22 protein-coding genes and 1 riboswitch are annotated in these 25,751 nt (G+C 64.8%); of the genes, 11 read left to right on the forward strand and 11 right to left on the reverse strand.

The window, feature by feature from the left end; translation table 11 throughout:
- Positions 1 to 34: 34 nt before the first annotated feature.
- The gene (locus RF641_RS13255) at positions 35 to 286 is read right to left on the reverse strand and encodes a DUF4235 domain-containing protein (RefSeq protein WP_047119882.1); all 252 of its coding nucleotides are present in this window, start codon (positions 284 to 286) and stop codon (positions 35 to 37) included.
- A gap of 74 nt (positions 287 to 360) precedes the next feature.
- A riboswitch (TPP riboswitch) is annotated at positions 361 to 479 on the forward strand.
- Positions 480 to 543: 64 nt separating this feature from the next.
- Here RF641_RS13255 and RF641_RS13260 point away from each other — a divergent pair.
- Both RF641_RS13260 and RF641_RS13265 read left to right on the forward strand, forming a co-directional pair.
- Entirely contained in the window at positions 544 to 1,164 is a 621-nt protein-coding gene (locus RF641_RS13260) for an ECF transporter S component (RefSeq protein ID WP_047119881.1), read from the forward strand.
- Complete coding sequence (locus tag RF641_RS13265) at positions 1,161 to 3,485, forward strand: ATP-binding cassette domain-containing protein (protein ID WP_424573380.1); 2,325 nt, start codon at positions 1,161 to 1,163, stop codon at positions 3,483 to 3,485. The genes RF641_RS13260 and RF641_RS13265 overlap by 4 nt, the downstream gene beginning before the upstream one ends.
- A 6-nt stretch (positions 3,486 to 3,491) precedes the next feature.
- Here the strand turns inward: RF641_RS13265 and RF641_RS13270 are convergent, their stop codons facing one another.
- A complete protein-coding gene (locus tag RF641_RS13270) occupies positions 3,492 to 4,367 on the reverse strand; it encodes an aminodeoxychorismate lyase (protein WP_113607509.1) in 876 nt (291 codons plus the stop codon).
- A gap of 191 nt (positions 4,368 to 4,558) precedes the next feature.
- Between RF641_RS13270 and cls the strand changes: the two genes are divergently transcribed.
- A complete protein-coding gene (cls, locus tag RF641_RS13275) occupies positions 4,559 to 6,055 on the forward strand; it encodes a cardiolipin synthase (protein WP_047119878.1) in 1,497 nt (498 codons plus the stop codon).
- A gap of 447 nt (positions 6,056 to 6,502) precedes the next feature.
- Here the strand turns inward: cls and RF641_RS13280 are convergent, their stop codons facing one another.
- The 5 genes from RF641_RS13280 to RF641_RS13300 form a co-directional block, all read right to left on the reverse strand.
- A complete protein-coding gene (locus RF641_RS13280) occupies positions 6,503 to 8,374 on the reverse strand; it encodes an alpha/beta hydrolase (protein ID WP_424573381.1) in 1,872 nt (623 codons plus the stop codon).
- Between the two features lie 683 nt (positions 8,375 to 9,057).
- A complete protein-coding gene (locus RF641_RS13285; protein ID WP_424573382.1) occupies positions 9,058 to 11,085 on the reverse strand; it encodes a chorismate-binding protein in 2,028 nt (675 codons plus the stop codon).
- A complete protein-coding gene (locus tag RF641_RS13290) occupies positions 11,072 to 11,581 on the reverse strand; it encodes a low molecular weight protein-tyrosine-phosphatase (protein WP_424573383.1) in 510 nt (169 codons plus the stop codon). Before RF641_RS13290 ends, RF641_RS13285 begins: the two co-directional genes overlap by 14 nt.
- Positions 11,582 to 11,684: 103 nt before the next feature.
- Positions 11,685 to 12,308, reverse strand: coding sequence for a LysE family transporter (locus RF641_RS13295; protein ID WP_047119874.1), 624 nt, complete (start codon positions 12,306 to 12,308; stop codon positions 11,685 to 11,687).
- 74 nt (positions 12,309 to 12,382) lie between these two features.
- Positions 12,383 to 12,853, reverse strand: coding sequence for a MarR family winged helix-turn-helix transcriptional regulator (locus tag RF641_RS13300; RefSeq protein ID WP_047119873.1), 471 nt, complete (start codon positions 12,851 to 12,853; stop codon positions 12,383 to 12,385).
- A 110-nt stretch (positions 12,854 to 12,963) separates the two neighbouring features.
- Between RF641_RS13300 and RF641_RS13305 the strand changes: the two genes are divergently transcribed.
- The 3 genes from RF641_RS13305 to RF641_RS13315 all read left to right on the forward strand — a co-directional run bounded on the left by RF641_RS13305 (position 12,964) and on the right by RF641_RS13315 (position 17,677).
- Positions 12,964 to 15,123: an MMPL family transporter gene (locus RF641_RS13305; protein ID WP_424573384.1), complete on the forward strand. Its 2,160-nt coding sequence runs from the start codon at positions 12,964 to 12,966 to the stop codon at positions 15,121 to 15,123.
- A gap of 340 nt (positions 15,124 to 15,463) precedes the next feature.
- Positions 15,464 to 16,990, forward strand: a complete 1,527-nt coding sequence (locus RF641_RS13310) for a DEAD/DEAH box helicase (RefSeq protein ID WP_424573385.1) — start codon at positions 15,464 to 15,466, stop codon at positions 16,988 to 16,990.
- Positions 16,991 to 17,206: 216 nt separating this feature from the next.
- Positions 17,207 to 17,677: a small multi-drug export protein gene (locus tag RF641_RS13315; RefSeq protein ID WP_053798622.1), complete on the forward strand. Its 471-nt coding sequence runs from the start codon at positions 17,207 to 17,209 to the stop codon at positions 17,675 to 17,677.
- A 98-nt stretch (positions 17,678 to 17,775) separates the two neighbouring features.
- On the opposite strand, the gene RF641_RS13320 is transcribed toward RF641_RS13315, so the two are convergent.
- Positions 17,776 to 18,006, reverse strand: coding sequence for a PLDc N-terminal domain-containing protein (locus tag RF641_RS13320; RefSeq protein ID WP_047119869.1), 231 nt, complete (start codon positions 18,004 to 18,006; stop codon positions 17,776 to 17,778).
- Positions 18,007 to 18,257: 251 nt separating this feature from the next.
- Between RF641_RS13320 and dnaK the strand changes: the two genes are divergently transcribed.
- From dnaK to RF641_RS13340, 4 genes are all read left to right on the forward strand, one after another.
- Positions 18,258 to 20,108, forward strand: coding sequence for a molecular chaperone DnaK (gene dnaK / locus RF641_RS13325; protein ID WP_113607499.1), 1,851 nt, complete (start codon positions 18,258 to 18,260; stop codon positions 20,106 to 20,108).
- 13 nt (positions 20,109 to 20,121) lie between these two features.
- On the forward strand, positions 20,122 to 20,694 hold the full coding sequence (locus tag RF641_RS13330) for a nucleotide exchange factor GrpE (RefSeq protein ID WP_047119867.1): 573 nt from the start codon (positions 20,122 to 20,124) through the stop codon (positions 20,692 to 20,694).
- 86 nt (positions 20,695 to 20,780) lie between these two features.
- Complete coding sequence (locus RF641_RS13335) at positions 20,781 to 21,749, forward strand: DnaJ C-terminal domain-containing protein (RefSeq protein ID WP_047119866.1); 969 nt, start codon at positions 20,781 to 20,783, stop codon at positions 21,747 to 21,749.
- Positions 21,750 to 21,856: 107 nt separating this feature from the next.
- Entirely contained in the window at positions 21,857 to 22,285 is a 429-nt protein-coding gene (locus RF641_RS13340) for a heat shock protein transcriptional repressor HspR (protein ID WP_047119865.1), read from the forward strand.
- Positions 22,286 to 22,351: 66 nt separating this feature from the next.
- Here RF641_RS13340 and RF641_RS13345 read toward each other — a convergent pair whose 3' ends face one another.
- Positions 22,352 to 22,984 carry a GNAT family N-acetyltransferase gene (locus tag RF641_RS13345; RefSeq protein ID WP_342352854.1) on the reverse strand — a complete coding sequence of 211 codons (633 nt, stop codon included), beginning with the start codon at positions 22,982 to 22,984 and terminating at the stop codon, positions 22,352 to 22,354.
- Between the two features lie 56 nt (positions 22,985 to 23,040).
- A complete protein-coding gene (gene trmB / locus RF641_RS13350) occupies positions 23,041 to 23,898 on the reverse strand; it encodes a tRNA (guanosine(46)-N7)-methyltransferase TrmB (protein WP_047120874.1) in 858 nt (285 codons plus the stop codon).
- Between the two features lie 130 nt (positions 23,899 to 24,028).
- Here trmB and RF641_RS13355 point away from each other — a divergent pair, with 130 nt between their 5' ends.
- Positions 24,029 to 24,439, forward strand: a complete 411-nt coding sequence (locus RF641_RS13355) for a YccF domain-containing protein (protein WP_047119864.1) — start codon at positions 24,029 to 24,031, stop codon at positions 24,437 to 24,439.
- 94 nt (positions 24,440 to 24,533) lie between these two features.
- Here the strand turns inward: RF641_RS13355 and RF641_RS13360 are convergent, their stop codons facing one another.
- Positions 24,534 to 25,718, reverse strand: a complete 1,185-nt coding sequence (locus RF641_RS13360) for a TerC family protein (RefSeq protein ID WP_047119863.1) — start codon at positions 25,716 to 25,718, stop codon at positions 24,534 to 24,536.
- Positions 25,719 to 25,751 lie beyond the last annotated feature (33 nt).

The following is a 25,751-nucleotide window of genomic DNA, read 5'->3' on the forward strand; positions in this document are numbered from 1 at the left end:
GCAGGCAATGCCCCGCTGCTGTTGCGCTGGAGTGCTACTTGGTGAACTTGGCGATGGCCTTGGTGGTGCCGCGATCAGCCAGCACTTGGATGACCGCTGCGACCACGGCGGAGAACACGGCGAAGCCCAGCGCCTGGCGCATGGAAGCCTCGGCGGCTTCCTCGCTGCCCTTGCGCGGGGCGGTGTTGCCGGTGAAACCCTTCCAGACCTGATCGACCAGCTTGCTGCCGAGGAAGCCCGCACCCAGGGAAATGCCGGTTGCGATGAGCTTTTGTACTGCGTTCATGTGGACCTCACGTTCAACGTTGTGACTTATCGTTCCGTTGCCAGCTTACCTGCGGTATGGTGGGTGGGCAGTAATTATTCCGACAGGGGAGCGTCAAGCCGTTCGCGGCGAAAGGCGCTGAGAGTGCGATAGATCGCAGACCCTCGAACCTGCTCCGGTTAGTACCGGCGAAGGAAGTCGAGCATCTCGGATGCGGACCGGCGCTGGACAGCGCCCCGATTCCGTTCATCCCCCCTCCTGATCAAGGAGGACACCTCATGAGCACAACCCGCACGACGCAGCGCAGCACCTGGCGCGTAGTCGATATCGTCATCGCCTCGGTCATCGCCGTCGCTTCCGGCGTGGTCTTCTGGGCCTGGTCCGCGAGCTACGGCCTGTTCTCGCTGGCCTTCACCGCCTTCCCACCCGGCACTGCCCTGCTTACCGGCCTGTGGCTGTTCCCGGCGGTGCTCGGCGCGCTGATCATCCGCAAGCCCGGCGCCGCACTGTTCTGCGAGGTGCTGGCCGCCGTGGTCGAGGCGCTGCTGGGCACGCACTGGGGCATGCCGGTGCTGATTTCCGGCCTGGTCCAGGGCCTGGGCGCCGAGCTGGTGTTCGCGCTGTTCCGCTACCGTCGCTGGAACCTGCCGGTGGCGTTGCTTGCAGGCCTGGGCTCGGGCCTGTTTGCCGGCCTCAGCGAAGCCTACGTCGTGGGCAGCGTGGCCGAATACACCGAGTTCATGAAGCTGTTCCACGTGGGAGCCACCGCCGTGTCTGGCCTGGTCGTCGCCGGCCTGCTGTCCTGGTGGATTACCCGGGCGCTGGCCCGCACCGGCGCGCTGAGCAACCTCGCCAGCCGCCGCGCGCACCTGGAACCGGCGCTTGCGGTGCGCAAATGAGCGCCGCCGCCAACGGGCGTACGGCCCCGCTGACCCGGCAGGGTGTGGAGATCAGCGCGCGCGGCTTCACCTGGCAGCATGCCGAGCGCGACCGCCCGGCCATCGCCGGACTTGACGTGCAGATCCCTGCAGGTCAGAAGGTGCTCCTGCTGGGCCCCTCGGGGGCCGGCAAATCCACCTTCTTGCATGCGCTGGCCGGCGTGCTCGAAGTCGACCAGGACGCCGGTCCCACCGGCGAGCTGCTGGTCGGCGGGCAGGACGCGTTCGCGCGCAGCTTCCCGGTGGGCCTGATGCAGCAGGATCCGGAAACCCAGGTGGTGCAGAGCCGGGTGGGTGACGACGTCGCCTTCGGCGCCGAGAACCTGGGCGTCGACCCGCAGGAGATCCGCGAGCGGATCCCGCAGGCGCTTGACGCCGTGGGGCTCGGCGCACTGGGCTACGAACATCGCACGCAGGAACTGTCCGGCGGGCAGAAGCAGCGCCTGGCCCTGGCCGGGATCCTGGCCATGCGCCCCGGGCTGATGCTGCTTGACGAGCCGACCGCGAATATCGACCCGGGCAGCATCCCGCCGTTGCGCGATGCAGTGATCGGCGCCGTGGAGTCCACCGGGGCGACGCTGATCGTGGTGGAGCACCGGCTGGAGGCGTGGGCCCGGCAGGTGGATCGGGTGCTGGTGCTGGCCCCCGGCGGGGGGATCGCCCACGACCTGCACCCCGAGGCGCTGGCCGGGGACGCGGCGGTGCGCGCCGAATTGGCGCAGGCAGGGGTCTGGATTCCGGGCTATGTTCCGCAGACCTCGCCGGCGCCGAGGGCCGGCGGCGCCCCGATGCTGCACGCCGAGGAGCTGGTTTGCGCGCGGGGCGAGCATGCTGTGCGCACCGCCCCGGCCAGCTTCGAGGTCACCGGCGGCAGGGCCCTGGTGATCCGCGGGGAGAACGGGGCAGGGAAGTCCACGCTGGCACTGACCCTGGGCGGGCTGCTGCAACCTGTGTCAGGCCAGTTCGCCGCCAGCCCCCAGCTGGCCGACGGGTTGCCGCCCTCGCCGTTCAGCTGGAAGGCCGGAGCGCTGGTCGCCCGCATCGGCTCGGTGTTCCAGGAACCCGAGCACCAGTTCGTCACCCAGTCCGTGCGCGAGGAGCTGGCTTTCGCGCCGCTGCGCGCCAGGCACGGCGCGGCCGAGGAGCAGAAGTACGATCCGCGGCAGGTCGAGGCCCGGGTGCAGGAGTTGCTGGAGCGGCTTGGCCTGCAGGACTTGGCCGAAGCCAACCCGTTCACGCTTTCCGGAGGGGAGAAGCGCCGGTTGTCGGTGGCCACAGTGCTGGCCGCCTCGCCGGACGTGGTGATCCTTGACGAGCCGACCTTCGGGCAGGACGCGAACACCTGGCGCGAGCTGGCGCAACTGCTCATCGAGGAACTCGCCGAATCCACCGCGATCATCGCGGTGACCCATGACGAGCATTTCGCCGCGGCGCTGGGGGCCGACGAGCTGGTGCTGGCGCCGGCCGAGGTGGCCGCCGCGAGGACCTCGTCGGGGCCGATGCTGGACGCCCCGGTGGGGGACAGCTGGCTGGCGAAGATCAATCCGCTGGCCAAGTTCGGCGCGATCGCCGGGGCCACTTTGCCGCTGATCAGCACGGTGGACTGGGTTTCGGCGGCGGTGGTCATCGCGGCCACGCTGCTGATGCTGCCGCTGGCGGGGCTGGGCATCGGCGGGTTCTTCCGCCGCGGCTGGCCGCTGCTGGCGGCCGGCGTCCTGGCGGCCTGGGGCATCGCCCTGGTGGGCCAGGATTCGGGACGGGTGCTGCTGGATCTGGGGATCTTCGACATCACCGAGGGCTCGGTGGCCGGAGGCGTCGCCACGGGGCTGCGCGCATTGGCCATGGCGGTGCCGATGGTGCTGCTGCTGTCCACCACGAACCCCAGCGACCTGGGCGGCGCGCTGTCCCAGCAGCTGAAGGTGCCGCACCGTTTTGTGCTCGGTGCCTTGGCGGGCATGCGCCTGCTGGGCTTGATGGTGGAGGAATTCACCACGCTGACCCTGGCGCGGCGGGCCCGCGGCATCGGCAACCTGGGCACCGTGCGCCAGCGCGTGGGTGCGAAGCTCGGCCAGCTACTGGCGCTGCTGGTGCAGGCGATCCGCCGGGCCGGGCGCCTGGCCACCACCATGGAGGCCAAGGGCTTCGGCACCGGGCAGCGCACCTGGATCCGCACCGCCACCTTCACCCGGAGCGACGGTGCGGTGCTGGCCGCCGGCGTCCTGCTGGGCGCCGCGGCCATCGCGGCCGCTATCTGGGCCGGGACCTACAACCTGATCTGGTAGCCGGGGCTAGCGGATCGAATCCGCCAGGGCGGACAGCTGTTCGTGCAGCTCGGCGTCCATCCGGATCGGCTTGGCATCCAGGGTGCGCACCGGGGTGAGCAGGCGGACCGAGGACACCAGCCACACGCCGTCGGCCTGGTACAGGTCCTCCGGGCGCAGCGGGCCGTAGCCCAGCTCCCAGCCGTCCTGCTGCGCGGCGTCGAAGATGGCGCTCTGGGTGGTGCCGGGCAGGATGCCGGTTTCCAGCATCGGGGTCAGCAGGCGGCGAGTTTCCCCGTCGCGCTGGGCCAGCAGCACGGTGGCGGTGGGTGCTTCGAGCACTACGCCGTCGGCGGAGGTGAAGATGACCTCGTGGGCGCCGTGCTTGCGGGCGTAGCGCAGCGCCGCCATGTTCACCGCGTAGGACAGGGTCTTGGCGCCCATCAGCAGCCACGGTGCGCGTTCGGCGAGCTTCGAATCGTAGCCGCGGTCCAGGAAGAGCACATCCACGCCGGTTTCCCGCTGCTCCATGCCCACGCGCGGGGCGGGGGTGACGGTCACCCAGCACACGGCCGGGTCCTGGTCCAGTTCGCCGCGCATGGCCACCAGCTTGACTACTGCTTCCTCGGCGCCGCCGGTGGCGTCGAAGTCGGCGACAGCGGTGTCGACCGCTGCACGCCAGCTGCGCTCGTCCGGGATCGGCAGGTCGGAGGCCTCGGCGGAGACCGCCAGGCGAGCCAGGTGTGCCTCGATCTTGCGGACTGCCTGCTGGGTGTACAGCATCGACTCGAAGACCCCGTCGCCGCGGTTCACGCCCTGCAAGGTGACCGGGAGCTGGGGCGCGTTGATGTCGGCAAGGCGTCCGGCGGGATAGGCCGGATCGAGGAATACAAGAGAACTCATTCTCCAAGGTTATCGAATTTCCCGCCAAGCCCGCGCGCGAAGCCCCTGCGGAGGCTCATCTTGGACTGCATTCCGAGAAGAGGCAGGGGATTCGATAGGCTAGGCAAAGATGTTTTTCCCGCTTCTCTAACTGCGGGATGCGGCGCACACGCCGCAGACGCCCACGGGCGCTGACGTGAGGGGGTGCCGCGATGTGGCCGAGTAACGAAGTGATGCTGCAGATCGGCGGCGTTGTGTGGAGCATCCTTGTCGCGGCCGAGCTGGTGGTGCGCTACTTCATGATCGGCATCGTCCCCGGAAACCGGCGTCCCACCACGGCCATGGCCTGGCTGCTGGCCATCTTCTTCCTCCCGGTGGTCGGCCTGGTCGCCTACTGGCTGTTCGCCAACCCGAGGCTCTCGCGCCGCCGGCTGGAGAAGCAGAAGCGGGCGCACGACGAGATCATGCGCGGCACGGCCCACATGCAGCTGCCCGAGGAATTCCACTCCACGGAGGAATGGGTCGAATCGGCGGTCATCCTCAACCGCAACCTCGGCGCCATGCCGCTGGAAGGCGGGAACACCGTGCAGGTGCTCTCCGACTACCGCGGCTCGCTGGAAGCCATGCGCGAGGAGATCGACAAGGCCAAGCGCTACGTGCACATCCAGTTCTACATCATGGGCGACGACCCGGACTACGTGGATCCGGTGCTGGATTCCCTGGAAGCGGCCGTGCAGCGCGGGGTCAATGTGCGCCTGCTCTTCGACCATCTGGGCACGCTGCGCGTGAAAGGCTACCGCAACTTCAAGAAGCGCCTGAAAAGCTCCGGCATCATCTGGCGCCCAATGCTGCCCATCGACCTGATCGGCCGGCGCTGGCGCCGCCCGGACCTGCGCAACCACCGCAAGATCCTGGTGGTCGACGGCGAAGTCGCGTTCACCGGAAGCCAGAACCTCATCGAGCCCGGCTACAAGCGCGAATCCGCGCACAAGGTGGGGCGCGAATGGGTGGAGATGATGCTCCGCGTGGAAGGCCCGCTGGTGCGCAGCCTGGATGTCACCTTCGCCACCGACTGGTGGCAGGAGGATGACGGCCAAGAGGTGCTGATGGACATCACCGAGGCCAGGCACCCGCTGCCCTACGACGACCGGCCCGGCAGCACGCTGGCCCAGCTGCTGCCCAGCGGCCCCGGTTTCGGCGGGGAGAACAACCTGCGCCTGTTCAACACCCTGATCTATTCCGCCTCCGAACGGCTGATGATCACCAGCCCCTACTTCGTGCCGGACGACTCGTTGCTCTACGCCATCACCACCGCCGCCCAACGCGGGGTGGAAGTGCACCTGTTCGTCTGCGAGGAGGGGGACCAGTTCCTGGTGCACCACGCGCAGCAGTCCTACTACCAGCAGCTGCTGGAAGCCGGGGTGCGGATCCACCGCTACCCGGCGCCGATGGTGCTGCACACCAAGTGCTTCACCGTGGACAACGAGGTCGCGGTGGTCGGATCCTCCAACATGGACATGCGCTCGTTCAGCCTGAACATGGAAATCTCGGTCATGCTGCTTGGGCAAGAAATGGTCGATGCAGTGAACAAGGTGCAGAACGACTACCTGGAGATCTCCTCGGAGATCACTCTGGCCCAGTGGCGACGCCGTCCGCGCATGCAGCGCTGGATCGACAACGTGGCACGTCTGACCGCCACGCTGCAATAGCAATGGCTCCGGCGCACCATGCCTGGGCGCTCTGGATGCTGGATGTCTTTTCCTTGATTCCCTCGCCCGCCTTTCGTGCACCCATTGGCCGGGCTCACCATAGGAGCCTCCCGCGATGACCGCGGGAGGCTCCAGCGCGAGTGGTGATGAGCTGCAAACACGCTTGATCGGCTCTGGGATGGGATTGGCCATCGCATGGGTTCCGAGATGGCCCGATGCGCGCCGGCCCTCAAGCAGGCTGCCAGAAATTACCGCTGGCCATATCCATGCAGCAAGCCAGATGCGGCTGTCATGGACGGCATCGCGGACGCCAAAGCACTGGCGAGCCACCTTAGCTTACTGCGTCGGTGCTCTGTGCGCGAAGCAGGATTTCGGGGTTGACAACCGTATGGGCGGTAGAACCGGAAGCCCGGTTCCACCGCCCATACTCTTCGGCCTATTTGCTACTCAGCTTCGTGGAAGTGCGCCTGGAAGCGGTGGCACCACCGGAGGCAGCTGGCGTTCCGGAGCGGCCTTGCGGCGTTGGCTGTTCAGGTCCTCCAATTTTTCGGTGAACGGTTGCGCGTCTCCGGTGCAGAGCGTTCCGGTGGCAGGCAACTGCACGGTGAGCAGGTAGCGGTCCATGGCATTGGTGACACACTTCGAGGTACCGTACGCAGTGTGGCCCCAACTGTTGCTGCTCAGAAGCCGGGCCTTGGGCATCAACTTCGAGACTTTTTGGGCCCCGGCGTAGTTCGTGGCCGGGTCATAGAAGTTTCCAACCACCAGCATCGGGTTCACGGTTCGTTTGGTGAACGGTCCCCTGTAGGTGTCCTCGTCCTTGGCCTTCCAAGTGGTGCTGGCGCACGGAGCTGAGCTCCAGGTCCACAGCTGACCGAATCCCGGAGCGCTCCTGCCTGCGTTCTCCGCGTAGCGGGCCCAGTTTTCGGCCTTGGCCGGGTTGCGCGAGTCGGTGCACAGCACGGCCTGGAAAGCCTCGAAGGAATTGTCATACGGGAAGGCGAAACCGGTGGCTGCGGCCTTGCCGGCGATGTCCTTCGCCGCGGCATTTTGCTCGGCCTCGATCGCACGCAGGCTTTGGGCCAGCGCCTTATGGGCCACCTTCATCTTGGCCTTGGTCGGAGCCTTGGCCTTGCCAGCCGACGTCGGGAACGTGGTTCCGTTCGAGGCGGCACGGTCCTGAAGCGCCAGCAAGGTATAGGTCAGCTCGGAGTCCACCATGGAGGATCCCTGCGGGTCATACAGGTAGTCAAGCAGGATCGACCACATCATCGCCGCGGTAACGGAATAGTCGAAGTCAGGGTACTCGGGATCTGAGAACACCAAGGGGGAGCGCTTCAACTCGGCCATGATCTCGCGATAGAGCTTCTGCGGATCCCCTTGTTCAGCCAGCATGCAGTACTCCGGACCGGCGGTCTTACAGCGGCTCAGAATGCCGCGCATGGCCTTTTCGGCGCCTTCGCCTGATTTGATGCGTTGGGTCTGCGGCATCCACATGTTGGCTAAGGTTCCGGCCCAGGCCACCGGATCGAGTACTCCGTCGATGGCCACCGCGCGGACCCGGTCGGGGAACATGTTTGCATAGACAGTGCCAAGGTAGCTGCCATAAGAGAAACCCAGGTAGCTCAGCTGCTTGTCGCCTACCATGCGACGCAAGACATCCATGTCACGTGCGACCTCCGCGGTGGACATCGACGTGGAGAGGGGTTTGCCGGTCGTGGAGCAAGCCTTGCCGAAGGCCTTGGAGGAATTCACATAGGCACGTATTTCCTTGGATGTGACCGGATAGGGGACGTACATTGCTTCCAAGGCTTCGCTCTGGGCGCCGAAATTCTTCCAGCAACGCACGTTGTCGCTGAAGTTCGTGCCGCGTGGATCAAACCCGACGATGTCGAAACGCTCAAGGACACTTGGAGAAAGGAACTCAGGGGCCGCTGCGGCAATCTGAATCCCTGAACCACCCGGTCCGCCGGGATTCACAAACAGGGTTCCAATGCGCTTCGACTGGTTTGTCGCCTTGATACGCAGCAACGCGACCTCGGTGGTGGCCCCGCGCGGCTTGTCATAATCCAAGGGCAAGTTCACCGTCGTGCATTGGGCGCCAAAAGCCAGCTCCTTGCAGTTGAACCATTTCGGTCGCGGTGTCTTGATCCCGTCGACACGTTTGCGTTCGGCCTTGCTCGTTTGGTCGTAGGTGTTCTTCGCAGCCATTTGCATCGTAGATGCGCCTAATGTGGCATTTTCCCTGGTTTGCGGAGGTGCTGAATTGGCAGGAGAGGCTAAGCCCAGTCCTGCCGAGAGTCCCACCGCCATCGCCATGCCCAGGGCACGACCCCATCGTTTGTTTGTCATGTCAGTTCCTTCCCAAGTAGGTACTCTGCATGGCGTCTTGGACGGTCGGTCACCTGGCCATTATTGAATTATCTTGGCCCGGATGGATAAATCAAGCGTTTGAATTCTAACGATTTGGAGAAGACTGTTCCAAACACTGGAAAAAAGGGAGCAACTTCGGGGGTCCTTCGGCTGATGCTTCAAGTTCCCGTGCACTGCTTCCACGCTCCGGCTAGGTGAATTCACGTTGTGGCGCAGGCTTCCCCGCACGATGCCGCATCCCGCGTGAGCAGAGTTGCACCGACAGTCCCTGAATGCAGGTACGGTGCTTGTGTTACGTCGTTTCCACCGCACGTTGCGGATCGGGAAGTGTCGTCTGCCCCATGAGGGCCTCGCTGGGCTACAGCGAAGCCGCACTTACCGCGGTCGACCTTTTCATGCCAGCATGCCCACGACGAATTCCCCACCTGTGGTTTTCGATATTTCGGGTCATTACGAGGCCGGCGTCCGGGCTATGCTGCTCGTCATGGACCAGAGATGTGCGCCGAACCGGGAACATGCTCAGACGCGGGCAGCGCCGTCATGGTCTTTCAGAGCAGCCACGCGCGCATTGCACGCTCGGAGGATGGCCGCCGTCGAGCCGTGGCGAACGACTGGGGCACTGAGTGCTTCTAGCGCCGCTGTTTGCCGGCGGTGACGGCAGGGTGCGGGAACTTCGAGCCCAACGCGGAGAGCACGCCCACGGACTTGGTAATGACCTCGTCCCATTCATCCTGCGCCACCGAATCGGCGGTGATCGCACCGCCCAGACCCAGGCACAGCTTCCATCCGCCGTCCGGGGTGCGGTCGCAGACCAAAGTGCGGATGACCACCGAAAAATCGGCGGACCCGTCTGCGCCCAGATAGCCCACGGCTCCGGAATACAGTCCGCGCTCACGCCGGTCTTCCAGCTCGTCCAGGATCTGCATGGTCGACAGCTTGGGCGCGCCGGTCATGGAGCCCGGAGGGAATGCCTCGCGCAGCGCCTGCGCCGACAATGCCGGATCGCGAAGCTGCGCGTCGATGGTGGAGACCATCTGATGCACGGTGGCGTAGCTTTCCACCGCGCACAGTCGGGCCACGCGCACCGAGCCGGGGACCGCATGGTGCGAGAGGTCGTTGCGCAGCAGGTCGACGATCATGATGTTTTCCGCGCGGTCCTTGGGGCTGGTGGCCAAATCCTGCTTCAGCGCCTGGTCCTCCTGCACGCTGGTCCCGCGCGGGCGAGTGCCCTTGATCGGTTCGGCGCGCAGCACCCCGGTGGCCCCGAGGCTCAGGAAGCGTTCGGGGGAAATGCTGGCGACTTCGGTGCCGCCCATACGCAGGTAGTGGGCGAACGGTGCCGGGCTGGAGGTGCGCATTCGGCAGTAGGCCTCGAAGGGGCTGTACTGCGCGGCGGTTGCGGTCAGCTCGGTGGTCAGGCAGACCTCGTAGGTGTTGCCTTCGTAGATCTGGCGCTGGGCGCGGGCGATCTTGTCCTTGTAGCCCTGCTCGGTGTCGGCGCAAACGAATTCCACCGGCGGCAGGTCCAGCGCGGTGCGGTGCTGAACGCCGGCTTCGGCCAGATGCTCGGTGATCCATTGGCGCAGGCGCGCGGGCGCGTGGATTGCCATCTGACCGGTGCGGTGGTTGATGACCAGCACGATATTAGGGGAGAAGAACCCCGCATCGGGGCGCGCTGCCTCGGCTCCGGATGCGGTTCCGGCTGAGACCTCCCGCTTGAGCTCGTAGCCCAGGTAGCCGACCCAGGCAGGCAGCGGGTAGTTGTCCGGCTCGGTCCCGGCCGCGGGCCACAAGCCCTGCAAGGATTCGAAGAATCCTGGCTGCAGGCGCAGGCTGGCCCCGCCGCGCTGCACGGTGGCGCCGGAAGCGCTTGCCTGCAACAGGGGATAGGCATCGCCGACGGCCAGGGCGATCAGCGAGTACTTGTTCCGATCCAGCGGGTCGGTGAGGTGGTGGCTGGTGGACTCCAGCAGGGCTGCATGCTCCAGGCCTTCGGCCAGCGCTTCGAACAAGGTGGCGGCATCCGCGGGGGCTGCATGGTGTCCGGCCAGCGGCGGCGCGGCAGAGGCAGGCGTGGTCGCCGGCAGCAGGCCGCGCAGGCCAGCTGGCAGGAAAGCGCTGAGCCCCAGCAGCTGCTCGAGCGGCGAGCGCTGGCTGTCGGCGTCGAGGACCACGTCCGCGGCGCGGGGCACGTCGTCTCTGGACAGGTACGCGTCTTCCTGGGCGGCCCAGCGCTCCCAGTGCGGGGCGTAGGTCTGGCCGTCGCGCTGCAGGGCGCGCTGCTTGCGGACCCCGGCTGGAGCTTGGAGCCAGATGCTCAGATCGAGCAGGCCGCGGACCTGGCGGTGCGCGGCGCCCACGCCCTCCACGATGACGACCTGCGCCGGGTCGAGGCTGGCGGTGTCGCCTGGCGCATCGGCGTCCCAGTCCCACAGCGGCCAGCTGGCGGTGCGGCCGTGGGCGAGCTGTTCGAGCAGAGCGGAATAGAGGTCCTGGGCGGCCTGCAGCCCGTCCCAGCCGTGGTAGAGATCTTCCAGACGCAGGACAGCCACCGAGGCGGTTTTCGACAACTGGTTCGCTAGCAACGCTGCGAGGCTGCTCTTTCCCGAGCCGGAGCGTCCATCGAGAGCAATGAGGTAGGGTCTAGCGGTTTCCACGAGAGGCTATATTACTCCGGACGTAGTCAACGAGCGCAGGCAGGGCTGCGGAGACGAGCTTCCAGGTTTCGCGGAAATCTCCTGCGTCACCGTACCAGGGATCGTAGACACCCTGGCGGTCGTGCGGCTCGCTGGCGGCGACGGGGTCGAAGGACCTGAACATGCGCAGCATGGGGCGCTCGCTGGGATCGATCTCCGTGAGTGCAGGAACGAGGTCTTCGAAATGATCGGTGTCCATGGCCAGCACCAGGTCCATGGAACCCAGTTCGTCGGCATGAACCTGCGTTGCGACGTGGTCCGAGGCGTCCAGTCCGTGGGCGCGCAGGGCACTTGCGGCGCGCGGGTCGATCCCGTTGCCGACTTCGCCGTAGCTGATGGCCCGGGAGCAGACCTCGACTTCGGTGACGTCTGCCTCACGCAAGGCGTTTTTCAGCATGTACTCGGCCATAGGTGAGCGGCATATATTTCCCGTGCACACGATCATTATCCGGAACATGGCATCAGTCTATGGCCACATCACATTTCGATCGAGAGCTACGCGCAAGATAATCAGCAACAATACGGCAACGATTTAGAGCAACTCCAAAATCACGGGGTGATTAGTGGATTAGGAGCATCATTGCGGCGACGAGAATGAACAGGACGCCGAAGACGATATTGAGCAGCTTGGCCCCGCGTACGGTGGTGGTGAAGCGCTGGAAGCTGCGCGCGGTGCCTGCGAAGAAGAAGAACATCACCAGTACGTCGACTGCGACGATGGTGCCGATATAGATCAGGTATTGCGGCAACAGCGGCTGGTCGGTGCGGATGAACTGCGGGGTGAATGCCAGGAAGAAGACAATCGCCTTCGGGTTCAGCAGATTGACCAGGATGCCGCGGCGCAGCATGGCGCCACGGGTGAGCGTGCCGCCGGTGCTGGTTCCGTCCGAGGCGACATCCGGTTTGGACAGCATCATCCGGATGCCCAGGTAGACCAGATAGGCGGCGCCGGCATAGCGGATGCCCGCGAAGAGCAGCGGGGAGCTGGAGACCAGCAGGCCCACTCCGGCGGCGACGATGACCACGTGGATCAGCAGGGCGATCTGCTGGCCGATCACTCCCCAGATGGAAGCGCCCCAGCCTTGGCGCATCGAGTTGTTCATCGTGTTGATGGCCCCGGCGCCCGGGGTGAAGCTGATGACGATGGTTGCGCCGAGAAGTGAAAGCCAGAGAGAAAGTGCCACCTGTCTAGGGTAGTGGCACTGCAGGAGTTCTCTTGACTCGAAGACTGGTCATGACGGGGCGTTCGGCAGGAGGCTTAGTTCGGCGGCGCGAGGACTTCCAGCCGGGCTTCATCCACGCCGGCGACGGCCCGGGCCATGAAGTCGCTGAGCAGTGCGACCTGCTGCTCGTCGTAGGAGGAGATCAGCTCCATCATTTTCGCTCCGAGCGGTCGGAACATCTCCCGCGCCTCGGCCATTGCCTTCTCGGTCAGGGCGATGTGCACGCTGCGGCGGTCCTGCTCGCTTCGCTGGCGGATGATGTAGCCCAGCCGGTCCAGCCGGTCGAGCATGGCCGTGGTGGCGGGGGAGCTGAGCTGCAGTTCCCTGCTCAAGTCCCGGGGCGAGGGCGAGGTTCCGGCGCGCTGGTATTTCATGATCACTGTCAGGCCGTTCATGTCGGTCCGGTGCGTGCCGTAGTGCCCGCCGGTGGATTCCACGTAGCGGTCCGAGGCCTGTCCGAAATCCTGCAGCAGCTGCAGCAGCCGGTGGTGTGTGCTCGCGTCCATGACACAATTATAAACTAAGTAAACATTTCCATCATCAAACTAAATGTTGGTACGCTGTAGCGGTAGGCCACAGCGGTCGCAACTATTCGAATCAACGTGAGGACAGCCCCATGTCGCACATAGCGAAAGTCGATGAGCCCGCCGACCCCGCCGCGCGCTCAGTCAGCGGAAAGGGCATCGCCATCCGGGCGGTGGTGTATTCCCTGCTGATCGTGCTCTGGATCGGCATCGCGGGGGTCGGCGGACCAACCTTCGGCAAACTCTCGGACGTGCAGACCAACGACCAGACAGCTTTCCTCCCGGCCAGCGCGGAAGCGACGCAGGCCCTTGAATGGCAGAACAAGTTCCGCACGAGCGACGCAATTCCCGCGGTGGTGCTGGTGACCTCCGAAAGCGGCGTCGACCAGAAGCAGGCCGCCGCGCTCGCCGAGAAGCTTTCCGATTTCGAGTTCCTCGACGGGCAGGTGACGGGGCCGTTTTTGGCCGAGGATGGCAAGGCTGCCGAATTCATCATGCCGATCTCCTCGACCGTCAAGGCCGATGAGGGCGTGACCGCACTGCGCACCCTGCTGGCAGACATCCAGTCGGAGGGCATGAGCAGCTATGTCACCGGTCCCGCCGGGTTCTCCGCGGACCTGATCGAGGCATTCGGCGGCATCGACGGGGTGCTGCTAGGTGTCGCGCTGGTCGCGGTGCTGGTGATCCTGCTGCTGGTCTACCGTTCGCTGCTGCTTCCGCTGACCGTGCTGATGACCTCCATGGTGGCGCTGTGCGCCGCCATCCTGGTGGTCTACTTCATGGCCAAGGAGGGGATCATCCGGCTGGACGGCCAGGCCCAGGGCATTCTCTCGATCCTGGTGATCGGTGCGGCCACCGACTACTCGCTGCTGTTCGTTGCCCGCCACAAGGAAGCCCTGTCCACGGGGCTGAACCGCTGGCAGGCAGTGGCCAAGGCCTGGAAGCGCTCGCTGGAGCCGATCATCGCCTCCGGCGGCACCGTGACCGTGGGCCTGCTGTGCCTGCTCTTCTCCGACCTGAACTCCAACAAGGCGCTGGGCCCGATCGGCGCGGCGGGCATCGTCTTCTCGATCATTGCCGCCCTCTCCTTCCTGCCGGCCGTGCTCGGACTGCTGGGCCGGGCCGCCTACTGGCCGTTCATGCCCAAAACGCAGGACGCGGAAACGCAGGCGGCGGCCAAGCCTGGACTGTGGGCCCGCATCGCCGCCTTCGTCGCTTCCCACCCCCGCCCGATCTGGATGGTGACGGCACTGGTGCTGGCCGTCGGCGCGGCGTTCTCGCTGCAGCTCAAGGCCAGCGGCGTGCCGCAAAGCGAACTGGTGATCGGCGGCTCCGAGGCCCGCGACGGGCAGGTGGCGCTCGGCGAGCACTTCCCGGGCGGCAGCGGCTCGCCGGCCACCGTGATCGTCAACGAGGCCGAGGCGAACACCACCCTGGACGCGGTCCTTGACGTGCCCGGTGTCGACTCCGCCTACCTGCAGGCCGAAGACGGCGGTCCGGCCATGGCCCAGCGCGGCGCCCCGGCGTACACCGTCGAAGGACGGAACCTGATTTCCGTCACCCTGAGCGATGCGGCGGACTCGGATGCGGCCGCGAACACTGTCACGCAGCTGCGCGAGACGGTGCACGAGATCGATGCGACGACCCTGGTCGGCGGAACCACCGCGACCCAGATGGACAAGAACTCCACCGCCGAGGCCGACCTGTTCAAGATCATTCCGATCACCCTGGTCGCGATCCTGGTCATCCTGATGCTTCTGCTGCGCTCGATCCTGGCTCCGGTCCTGCTGATTCTGACCACGGTGCTCTCTTACGGCACGGCGATGGGCGTCAGCGCGCTGGTGTTCAACCACGTCCTGGACTACGTGGGCGCCGACCCCTCGGTGCCGCTGTTCGGATTCGTGTTCCTGGTGGCCCTTGGCGTGGACTACAACATCTTCCTGATGACCCGGGTGCGCGAGGAGACGCTGCTGCACGGCACGCGGGACGGGATGCGCCGCGGCCTGACCGTCACCGGCGGCGTGATCACCTCTGCCGGCATCGTGCTGGCGGCGACCTTCGCAGCGCTGGGGGTCGTGCCGATCATGTTCCTGGGGCAGCTGGGCTTCATCGTGGCCTTCGGCGTGCTGCTCGATACCTTTATCGTGCGAAGCCTGCTGGTGCCGGCGCTGGTCGAGGACATCGGCCCTGCGGTGTGGTGGCCCTCGAAATTGGCGCAGGAAAAGATGTCGGCGGGTGTGCACCGGGCCTGAGCGCCAGGCTTCAGACGTGGCGGAAATCTCCTGTGATTCGCCCCGTTGGCAGGCTCCGGGACTGCTAAGTCCCGGAGCCTGCCTGTAGAATTGAAATCTGTACGCATCGATGGTTCAACGCCTGGAACACCCGGCCCGCCTCGGTGCGTAGTCGTCGACAGACTTGATTTCCTTCGAGCGGAAACTCCCGGATTCCCGGTGTTTTCGCGCGGGCGTCGGGCACTTTTCTTGCCGCCCCGCATCGGACTTCCTCCTGGATCGGCGAACCCGAGCGTCGAAAACGACGCGCGAATTCAGAGAGAAAGTTTGAGCATTGACTTCTACTTTTAGCGCCCTTGGCGTGCCCGCAAACCTGGTTGACGTGCTGACCGAGCGCGGCATCGACACCCCGTTCCCGATCCAGGAAGCAACCCTTCCCTCCACCCTTGCCGGCGGAGACGTGCTGGGGCGCGGCCAGACCGGCTCGGGCAAGACCCTGGCCTTCTCGCTGCCGCTGGTGGCCCGCCTGAGCGAGCGCCCGCAGCGCCGCAAGGCCCGTTTCCCGCGCGCACTGATCATGGCGCCGACCCGCGAACTGGCGACCCAGATCGCCAAGACCGTTGATCCGCTGGCCGCCGCCTCCGGCCTGCGCACCACCGTGATCTACGGCGGCGTCGCGCAGAGTCGACAGGAAAAGGCCATGAACGAGGGCGTCGACATCGTCATCGCCTGCCCCGGCCGCCTGGACGACCTGATCAAGCAGAAGATCGTTGACCTGTCGCAGCTTGAGATCTCGGTGCTGGATGAAGCCGACCACATGGCAGACATGGGTTTCCTCCCGGTCGTGCGCCGCATCATGGACCGCATGCCGACCGGCATCCAGCACATGCTGTTCTCCGCCACCCTGGACAACGGCGTGGACAAGGTCGTCAAGCGCTACCTGAGCAGCCCGACCATCCATTCGGTGGATGCGCCCGAGGCCGCAGTGAACACCATGGAGCACCACGTCTTCGTGGTCAGCAACGACGACAAGAAGGACCTGGTCCGTGTGCTGGCGCAGGGCACCTCGCGCCGCATCATGTTCATGCGCACCAAGCACCACGCCAAGAAGATGGCTGTAGTGCTGTCCAAGGCCGGCGTGCCAACCGTTGACCTGCACGGCAACCTGTCGCAGAACGCCCGCGACCGCAACCTGGCCGCCTTCGCCTCGGGCGAGGCAAAGGTCCTGGTCGCCACCGACGTAGCAGCCCGCGGCGTGCACGTCGACGGCGTGGAACTGGTGGTCCACATCGATCCGCCGGCAGAGCACAAGGCCTACACCCACCGGTCAGGCCGCACGGCCCGCGCCGGCTCCAGCGGAACCGTGGTGACCATCTGCACCCCGGACCAGCAGGGCGACGTCGCGACCCTGATGAAGCAGGCAGGCCTGAAGAAGGTCCCATTCGAAAAGGTCTCCTTGGACTCGCAGGTCGTCAAGGACGTCGTGGGCGAAGTGGCCGAACTGGTGCCGTACACCGCCCCGGTGAAGCAGCAGAGCAACCCTGCCAAGCGCAAGCCTGCCGGCGAATCCGGCGGTTCGCGCGGCGGGCGCGGCCAACGCGGTTCACGCGGCGGCCGTTCGGCCGGCGAGGGCCAGAACCAGCAGCTCAGCGAGTCGGGCCGCCGCAATGAACGCAGTCCGAAGGCCTCGGGCGAGCGTCCAGCACGCGCTGGCCGCGGCGCAGGATCCGAGCGTCCGGCCGGTGCAGGCCGTGGTGCGAACTCGGAACGCCCATCGGGTGCAGGCCGCGGCTCGCGCCAGGGTGGCCGCGCCGCCCAAGGCGCCTCGACCGGGGGCCGCTCGCGTGGTCCGCGCCGCGCCACCAGCCCTGCCACCCGCAGCCGCTAGGCATTTCGGGCCAGCCGGAACAACGGCTGCCAACCTAGGAATCCTCCGCTCGTACGCCGAGCGGAGGATTTCTTTTGCCACCCTGCGCCCGGTGAGCGTCGAGCGCACTGACTAGACCGAAAGTTTAGCCCCGGCGGATGACCGGTCGGTGAAGTCCTCCAACCTAGTCTTGAAGTAGAGGAAATATCTATTTCGCCTAGCCAGGAGCACCTGACCATGATTGAATCACTGCAGAATTTTGTCGCTGCTTGCCCCGAGCCGCTGCAGTGGCTGGCGGTCGCGCTGGTTTCGGCTATTCCCTTCGTCGAGTCCTACTTCGGGTCCGTCATCGGAGTGCTGATGGGTCTGCCGCCGGCGGTCGGGATTCTTGTTGCGGTGCTCGGCAACGGCATTTCCATGCTCTTGTTCGTCAACAGCGCCCATGCCGTACGCTCCAAGGTGCGCCAAGGCAAGGAGAGCAAGAAGCCGAAATACGAAAAGATCCGCAGGGCTTTCGACAAGTTCGGCATTGCAGGGGTCAGCCTGGTTGGCCAGACCATGCTTCCCTCGCAGATCACCTCGGCGGCGCTGGTGTCCTTCGGCGCATCGAAGCAGAAAGTGATTTTCTGGCAGGTCATTTCCATCATCTTGTGGGGAGTGATCTTCGGAGTCCTGGCAGGGCTCGGCATGCCGCTGCTGACCAAATAATTCGTTCCCCTCGGCACGCTGCAAAGCAAAGCCGGAAGGAGCCCGCGCACCAGTAGTGCGTGGGCTCCTTCCGGCTTGTGCCATCTTGGAGGCGGAGATTAGTCCTGCGGCTTCTTGCGGCCGAACCTGAAATAGCTCAGCGGACCGAGAATGTTGATGAAGCACAACCCCACCCACAATCCCTTGCTTCCGTGAATCTGCTCGGGCCTGCGTCGGTAGATGTCGATCTGCGCGGCGGCGAATAAGGCAACCTCGATCACGCCCGCAACGATGGCAGCTGCCCGTGCAATGGGGGACAGCTCGGAGAATTTCTTTTTGGTTCGTGCCATTCTTCCGCCTTTGATCTGTAGTTTTCGCTTCGTGACCGGACTGTCAGGAGTGGTCTGAAAAAGTTTTCGGTTGATGGGAATTATTCTGCCACCCCACCCGTTGAATAAGACAGAGCGCAAAGTTGAGTCGAGTTCACTCAAGTTAATTTGACAGTCGAAACCGGCTGAGTAAACTTGAGTCCGAAGCGCTCAATGGGGGCCCAAGCCCCCAGCGTTGGGATTTTTTTCAGACAAGGCAAAGGAGAGCCATTATGTCGCGTGCCGTAGGTATTGACCTTGGAACCACCAACTCTGTCGTATCCGTGCTCGAAGGTGGTGAGCCAACCGTCATCGCTAACGCGGAAGGCAACCGCACGACCCCGTCCATCGTTGCTTTCTCGAAGGGCGGCGAAGTCCTGGTCGGCGATATCGCCAAGCGTCAGGCAGTCAACAACATCGATCGCACCATCGCATCGGTCAAGCGCCACATGGGCACCGACTGGTCCGTTGCCATCGATGACAAGAAGTACACCGCCCAGGAAATCTCGGCGCGTACCCTGATGAAGCTGAAGAACGACGCTGAGTCGTACCTGGGCGAGAAGGTCACCGACGCGGTGATCACCGTTCCTGCATACTTCAACGACGCCGAGCGCCAGGCCACCAAGGAGGCCGGCGAGATCGCGGGCCTGAACGTGCTGCGCATCGTCAACGAGCCAACTGCTGCTGCTCTGGCCTACGGCCTGGAGAAGGGCAACGAGGACGAGCTCATCCTGGTCTTCGACCTCGGTGGCGGTACCTTCGACGTCTCCCTGCTGGAAGTTGGCAAGGATGACGACGGCTTCTCGACCATCCAGGTCCGCGCGACCGCCGGTGACAACCGTCTGGGCGGCGACGACTGGGATCAGCGTGTTGTCGACTGGCTGCTGGCCCAGGCCAAGGCCAAGGGCGCAGACCTGTCCAAGGACAAGATCGCACTGCAGCGCCTGAAGGAAGCCGCAGAGCAGGCCAAGAAGGAACTGTCCTCGGCTACCAGCACCAACATCTCGCTGCAGTACCTGTCGGTCACCCCTGAGGGCCCGGTACACCTGGACGAGCACCTCTCGCGTGCGAAGTTCCAGGAACTGACCGCAGATCTGCTGGAGCGCACCAAGAAGCCATTCAAGGACGTCATCGCCGAAGCCGGCGTGAAGATCTCCGACATCGCCCACGTGATCCTCGTTGGCGGTTCGACCCGTATGCCAGCCGTTGCCGAACTGGTCAAGGACCTGGCCGGCAAGGAAGCCAACAAGGGCGTGAACCCGGATGAGGTTGTCGCCGTAGGCGCAGCCCTGCAGGCCGGCGTGCTGAAGGGCGAGCGCAAGGACGTGCTGCTGATCGACGTCACCCCACTGTCCCTGGGCATTGAGACCAAGGGCGGCGTGATGACCAAGCTGATCGAGCGCAACACCGCGATCCCGACCAAGCGTTCGGAGACCTTCACCACCGCCGAGGACAACCAGCCTTCGGTATCGATCCAGGTCTTCCAGGGCGAGCGCGAGTTCACCCGCGACAATAAGGCACTGGGCACCTTCGAGCTGACCGGCATCGCTCCGGCTCCTCGCGGCATCCCGCAGGTCGAGGTCACCTTCGACATCGATGCCAACGGCATCGTGCACGTGTCCGCCAAGGACAAGGGCACCGGCACCGAGCAGTCGATGACCATCACCGGCGGCTCCTCGCTGTCGAAGGAAGACATCGAGCGCATGGTGCAGGAAGCCGAAGCGCATGCGGAAGAGGACAAGGCACGCCGCGAGGCAGCCGAGACCCGCAACGCTGCCGAGCAGGCCGCCTACTCGGTGGACAAGCTGATCAAGGACAACGAGGACAAGCTGCCTGAAGAGGTCAAGTCCGAGGTCCAGGCCGACGTCGACGCCTTGAAGGCCGCCTTGGAGAAGCAGGACAACGACGACGAGGTCAAGGCCGCGTTCGAGAAGCTGCAGGCTTCGCAGTCCAAGCTGGGCGAGGCAATCTACGCCAACACCCAGGCCGAAGGCGCGGCTGCCGGCGAGCAGGATGCGCCGAACGCTGATGAAGACATCGTCGACGCCGAGGTCATCGACGAAGACGAAGCCGACAAGAAGTAGGGAGTTTAGGAATATGTCCGAGGCAAACAACCAGAACGAAAACTCCGGCCAGGAGCCGGAGAACCAGCCAGAGGCCGCTGACCAGCAGCCAACTGCTGACGCTTTGGGCCAGGCCGAGGCGATCCTGAACGAGGCCGGCGACTCCGTGGACGCGGAGCAGGACGAGGTCAGCGAGGTCGTCACCGAGCTGCGCAACGACCTGCTGCGCCTCCAGGCCGAGTACGTCAACTACCGCAAGCGCGTGGAGCGCGACCGTGCAGTGGCGCGTGAAAACGCCGTGCAGGGCATGCTTTCCACCTTGTTGCCCGTGCTTGACGACATCGACGCGGCACGCGCCCACGGCGACTTGGCCGATGGCCCCTTCGCATCGATCGCCAACAAGCTGGACTCGATCCTGGCCCAGCATGGCTTGGAGCGCATCAACGAGGCGGGGGTCGAATTCGACCCGAACGTCCACGAAGCGCTGCTGCGCCAGGCGGTGCCGGAGGTCCCGGCCGATCATGTGGGACAGGTGCTGCGTACCGGCTACCGCAAGGGAAGCAACATCCTGCGCGCTGCCCAGGTACTGGTCGCCACCGGCGAATAGCAACTAGCTAGCACAACTGAAACTGCCCACTGTCGAGTATTCGCCAGTGGGCAGTTTCGAATTGTCATAGAAAGGATGAGGCCCTGATGGCAAGTCAGGACTGGATAGACAAAGATTTTTACGCGATCCTCGGCGTCTCCAAGGACGCCTCGGACGCGGATATCAAGAAGGCGTACCGCAAGCTTGCGCGCAAGTACCACCCTGACACCAACGCCGGTGATGCAACCGCCGAACAGAAGTTCAAGGACATTACCGAAGCCAACTCGGTCCTCTCCGACAAGGAAGAGCGCGAGCAGTACGACGCCATCCGTGCCATGGGCTCGGGAGCACGTTTCTCAGCAGGAGGTCCGGGCGGAGCTCCGGGCGGCGGCGCAGGGTTCGAGGACATCTTCTCCAACCTGTTCGGCGGGGGAGGCGGGGCACGCCAGCGTGGCGGGCAGCCGGACTTCTCCGACCTGTTCGGGGGAGCGGGCGGCTTCGGCGGTTTCGGCGGCCAGGCCGCTCCGCCGCGCAAGGGCGCTGACCGCACCGCGAACACCTCGATCTCCTTCGCCGGCTCGATCAACGGCACGAAGATCGGGCTGCGCGAGCCGAGCGGCGAGGTCATCGACGTGCGCATCCCGGCCGGCATCAAGGACGGCCAGTCGGTGCGCGTGCGCGGACGCGGCCAAGCCGGCGCCGCCGGCAACGGAGACCTGATCGTCAAGGTCAAGGTCGCTGAGCACCCATTCTTCAAGCGCGAGGACAACAACATCCGCGTGCACGTCCCGGTGACCTTCGACGAGGCCGCACTGGGCGCGAAGATCCACGTCCCGACCCTCGACGGGGAACAGGTCGCGGTGAAGGTTCCGGCAGGTTCCAACTCGGGCCGCACGCTGCGCCTGAAGGGCCGCGGCGTGAAGACTTCCAAGGCCACCGGCGACCTGCTGATCGTGCTCGACGTGGTCATTCCGCAGAACCTCTCGGATGCCGCGAAGAAGGCGGTTGAGGACTTCGCCGCAGCCACCGAGGGCGAGGACCCGCGGGCGGACCTGGCCTCGAAGGCCAAGCTCTAGGATCGGCACCCGCCGATCACCCGTCGCCGGCGCCGGAGGAGCCAACATCCTCCGGCCCCGTCGATAGACTCAAGATACAACCAAGGCAGAAAGGTGGTTGAAGTACCGTGAACGGGGAGTACCTGCGACCTGTCTTCGTCATTTCCGTCGCCGCACAGCTTGCCGACATGCACCCCCAGACGCTGCGCCAGTACGACCGCATCGGCCTGGTTTCGCCCAGCCGGCAGTCGGGCAAGCAGCGCCGCTATTCCCAGCACGACGTGTCCCTGCTGCGCCAGGTTCAGGCGCTGAGCAAGGATGGCGTGTCGCTGGAAGGCATCAAGCGGATCCTTGAGTTGGAAAACCAAGTGGCTAGCCTTAAGGGCCAAGTGAACCAGTTGCGCGCGGAACTGGACTACGTGCGCCAAGGCCAATCGCGCATCTTCGCCGCCGGCACCGTCGCAGGCGACGTGGTGTCGCTGGCCCGCGGCATGCGCCCCTCGCGGCCCGAACCGACGGTATCGCTGTTCCCGGTGCGCCGCGCTATCGGCAGGTAGGCCTGCCGCCTGAAAGACATTAGAAATCCAGCCCGCCAGATCCCGGCGCGGCTGGATTTTCTGTCTCTATCCGAGCCGGCCGTGGCGGCGCAGCCGGGCTTCCAGCTGGGTGCGCACCGCCGGCCATTCGTGGGGCAGGATCGAGAAGACGACGGTGTCTCGCAGGGTTCCGGTCGCCGGATCGTACTTGTGGTTGCGCAGCACGCCGTCTTGCTTGGCGCCCAGCCGCGCAATGGCGGCGCGGGAAGCCTCATTGTGCCAATGCGTGCAAAACGCGACCGAGTAGCATCCGAGCACTTCGAATGCCCTGCGCAGCAGCAGGTATTTCGCTGCCGGATTGATGCCGGTGCCCTGCGCCGCAACGGCCAGGAAGGTCGATCCGATCTCCACCCGGCGGTTTGCGGCATCGATGTTCAGGTAGGCGGTGGCGCCGACGGCTTTGCCGGCGGAGGTGTCGATGATGGCGAAGGGGGCCATGGTTCCGGCTGCCTGGGAGTCCAGCCGCTGGGCGATATTGGCTTCCACCTGCTGTGCAGGGGGAGTTGTCGCGAACCAGTCCTCGTCGAGGCGTCCGGCGGCCACTACCTCGGCCAAGTCCGGCGCGTGCGAGGCGGCGAGCTGTTCCAGCCTCACCCCGGCGAATTCCATGGCGGGCGCGGTGGAGAACTCGGAGGCCGGGATTAATGACGAATGGCTCATGGCCACCAGTTTAGGGTGGACATGAGCCATTGCCGGACTTTATGTCAGGTCGTGCACTAGCCGACGCGAGTGTACGCCAAGTCGAAGACCAATCGGCCTGCCTTCAGCGCCTTGCCCTCGAAGCTGGTCAGGATGCGGCGTTCGAAGCGCGGGGCCCAGCCGCCGAGCTCGTCGGTGAACTCTGGTTCCTTCTCGAAGCCTTCCATGCCCTCGCGGCGGACCTTGGTCAGGTTGCTTTCCTCGCCGGCAAGGTTGCCCGGGAACTGGTTCTCGAAATCCGGGTGGGCGGTGAGCGCGTCACGCATCTGCTCGGCGTAGTTGGACCAGTCGGTGGCCAGGCGCAGGGTTCCGCCGGGCTTGAGCACCCGGGAAACCTTGTCCAGGAACGATGCCTTGATCAGGCGGCGCTTGTGGTGGCGCGGTTTGTGCCAGGGGTCGGAGAAGAAGATCCAGATTTCGTCGGCGCTGTTCTCTTCGAGCATCACGTCCAGCACCTCGGGGGCATTGGCCTGGACGGCGCGGACATTCTCGATACCGAAGGACTCGACCTTGAGCATCAGCTGGGCCAGCCCGGGGCGGTAGACCTCCACGGCGAGGTAGTTGCGCTCGGGGTCGTCCTTGGCGGCGTTGGCGATGCATTCGCCCAATCCGGTGCCGATCTCCACGATCAGCGGCGCCACGCGGCCGAATGCCTGGTCCGGGTCGAGGGTGAAATCATCGGCTACCGAGGTGTCGGCGATCTTGCGGGGAGGCTCGATGACGTACTGCTCGGCATTGCGCTCCCAGGCGCTGGCTCGGCGGCCCTGCAGGCGGTTGCCGCGGCGGACAAAGGAGACCGGTTCGGCCCGGAAAAGTGCTGGGTCTTTGGGGGTCGGGGCCGCGGCCTGACGCTGTTCTTCGCTCGAATCGCTCATGATCATTAATCCTAGCCGAGCGCACCGCATCGATTCTTCCCGGGAGAGTAGGGGATTGGCCACGGTTTCAGGGGAAAATCCGGGCTGTCACCCATGGCGCCCGGGGGAGTCGATGGGGAAGACTGGATCCATGACTGATCTATTGCGGGGAATCCTGAATATCATCTGGCTGCTCTTCGGCGGCCTGTGGCTGGCACTGGGGTATGTCCTGGCTGGCATCATCTGCTGCCTGCTGATCGTGACCATTCCGTTCGGCATCGCTTCATTCCGCATCGCGGGTTACGCGCTGTGGCCCTTCGGCCGCACCGTCGTGGATCGCGGCGCTGTGGGAGCCTTCTCCACGCTGGGTAACGTGATCTGGCTGGTTTTTGCCGGCATCTGGATCGCCATCGGCCACGTGCTTACCGCCATCCCGATGTTCGTGTCGATCATCGGCATCCCGCTGGGCATCGCGAACCTGAAGATGATCCCGGTGTCCCTGATGCCGCTGGGCAAGGTGGTGGTCGCTTCGGACTACTACATCGGGACCATGCGCCGCTAGCGCCTGCCGTTCGGCTCGCACGGATTAAAGGGACCGGGGCTGCCCTTCCACGTGGAAGGGCAGCCCCGGTCCGTATTGGCGGTAGATGCCGTTGCTAGCTCTTGAGGTACTCGTCGTGCTGGCGGTGCGCCTCGGTGATTTCGTCGCGGATCTTGTCGATGTCCTTGACCTTGTCGCGGTACTTCTTGTCCATGGACTTCACGTAGGCTTCCTCTTCCAGCAGCTCGGTGTAGATCCGCTCGCGCTCGGCCTGGTCCGCGGTGTAGGAGAGGTCGGTGTAGTTGTTCGCATGGCGGCGTACGTTGTTCACGGCGGTCTGCGCCTTGCCGGCCTTGCTGAACAGGGAGGCGAGGACCGTGACTACCAGGACGCCGATGATCACGCTCAGCGACAGGCCGGTGGTGATCTCGATGACCGACACGTGCTCGCCGCCGTTGATGAACGGCAGGTTGTTCTCATGCAGCGCGTGCAGGATCAGCTTGACGCCGATGAACGCCAGGATCGCAGCCAGGCCGTAGGACAGGTAGATCAGTCGATCCAGCAGGCCGTCAAGCAGGAAGTACAGCTGGCGCAGACCCATCAGGGAGAATGCGGTCGCGGTGAAGACGATGAAGACGTTCTGGGTCAGGCCGAAGATTGCCGGGATCGAGTCCAGGGCGAAGAGGATGTCGGTACCGCCGATGGCCACCATGACCAGCAGCATCGGGGTCAAGACCTTCTTGCCGTCGATCTTGGTGAACAGCTTATCGCCGTCGTACTCGTCGGTGGTGTGGAACAGTTTCTTGGCCAGACGGATGATGAAGTTGTTCGCCTCGTCGGACTCGTCGTCCTTCTTGAGCAGGTTGCCTGCGGTCAGCAGCAGGATCAGGCCGAAGATGTAGAAGACCCAGGCGAACTGGTTGATCAGCGCCGCACCGACGAAGATGAATGCGGTACGGGCAATCAGCGAGAACACGATGCCGAACAGCAGCACCTTCTGCTGGTCCTCGCGTGGCACCTTGAAGCTGGCCATGATGATCAGGAAGACAAACAGGTTGTCGACCGAGAGGGCCTTTTCGGTGATGTAGCCGGCGAAGTATTCGGCGCCCATGTCCACGCCGCCGAAAATGAATACGACGATGCCGAAGATTAAAGCGAGGCCGACGTAGATGCTCGACCAGATGGCCGCTTCACGCAACGACGGAACGTGCGCCTTGCGGATGTGGAAGAAGTAGTCGAATGCCAAAAGTGCGAGGATCACGACAATCGTGATGCCCCAGATCAAAGGAGAAACTCCCATGGGGATTCCTGCTTTCGTAAGTTGGGTACAAGC

This window comes from Arthrobacter sp. 'calajunan' (assembly GCF_046940185.1).
GTDB classification, from domain to species: domain Bacteria; phylum Actinomycetota; class Actinomycetes; order Actinomycetales; family Micrococcaceae; genus Glutamicibacter; species Glutamicibacter soli.

What these genes read in the sequence shown, in the direction of transcription:
- RF641_RS13265 (WP_424573380.1), top strand. Translation starts at nt 1,161, where the DNA reads ATGAGCGCCGCCGCCAACGGGCGTACGGCCCCGCTGACCCGGCAGGGT.
- RF641_RS13345 (WP_342352854.1), bottom strand. Translation starts at nt 22,984, where the DNA reads ATGAGCCATTCGTCATTAATCCCGGCCTCCGAGTTCTCCACCGCGCCC.
- RF641_RS13355 (WP_047119864.1), top strand. Translation starts at nt 24,029, where the DNA reads ATGACTGATCTATTGCGGGGAATCCTGAATATCATCTGGCTGCTCTTC.
- RF641_RS13320 (WP_047119869.1), bottom strand. Translation starts at nt 18,006, where the DNA reads ATGGCACGAACCAAAAAGAAATTCTCCGAGCTGTCCCCCATTGCACGG.
- trmB (WP_047120874.1), bottom strand. Translation starts at nt 23,898, where the DNA reads ATGAGCGATTCGAGCGAAGAACAGCGTCAGGCCGCGGCCCCGACCCCC.
- RF641_RS13290 (WP_424573383.1), bottom strand. Translation starts at nt 11,581, where the DNA reads ATGTTCCGGATAATGATCGTGTGCACGGGAAATATATGCCGCTCACCT.
- RF641_RS13300 (WP_047119873.1), bottom strand. Translation starts at nt 12,853, where the DNA reads ATGGACGCGAGCACACACCACCGGCTGCTGCAGCTGCTGCAGGATTTC.
- RF641_RS13305 (WP_424573384.1), top strand. Translation starts at nt 12,964, where the DNA reads ATGTCGCACATAGCGAAAGTCGATGAGCCCGCCGACCCCGCCGCGCGC.
- RF641_RS13270 (WP_113607509.1), bottom strand. Translation starts at nt 4,367, where the DNA reads ATGAGTTCTCTTGTATTCCTCGATCCGGCCTATCCCGCCGGACGCCTT.
- RF641_RS13255 (WP_047119882.1), bottom strand. Translation starts at nt 286, where the DNA reads ATGAACGCAGTACAAAAGCTCATCGCAACCGGCATTTCCCTGGGTGCG.
- RF641_RS13360 (WP_047119863.1), bottom strand. Translation starts at nt 25,718, where the DNA reads ATGGGAGTTTCTCCTTTGATCTGGGGCATCACGATTGTCGTGATCCTC.
- RF641_RS13260 (WP_047119881.1), top strand. Translation starts at nt 544, where the DNA reads ATGAGCACAACCCGCACGACGCAGCGCAGCACCTGGCGCGTAGTCGAT.
- RF641_RS13315 (WP_053798622.1), top strand. Translation starts at nt 17,207, where the DNA reads ATGATTGAATCACTGCAGAATTTTGTCGCTGCTTGCCCCGAGCCGCTG.
- RF641_RS13335 (WP_047119866.1), top strand. Translation starts at nt 20,781, where the DNA reads ATGGCAAGTCAGGACTGGATAGACAAAGATTTTTACGCGATCCTCGGC.
- cls (WP_047119878.1), top strand. Translation starts at nt 4,559, where the DNA reads ATGTGGCCGAGTAACGAAGTGATGCTGCAGATCGGCGGCGTTGTGTGG.
- RF641_RS13330 (WP_047119867.1), top strand. Translation starts at nt 20,122, where the DNA reads ATGTCCGAGGCAAACAACCAGAACGAAAACTCCGGCCAGGAGCCGGAG.
- RF641_RS13280 (WP_424573381.1), bottom strand. Translation starts at nt 8,374, where the DNA reads ATGGCGATGGCGGTGGGACTCTCGGCAGGACTGGGCTTAGCCTCTCCT.
- dnaK (WP_113607499.1), top strand. Translation starts at nt 18,258, where the DNA reads ATGTCGCGTGCCGTAGGTATTGACCTTGGAACCACCAACTCTGTCGTA.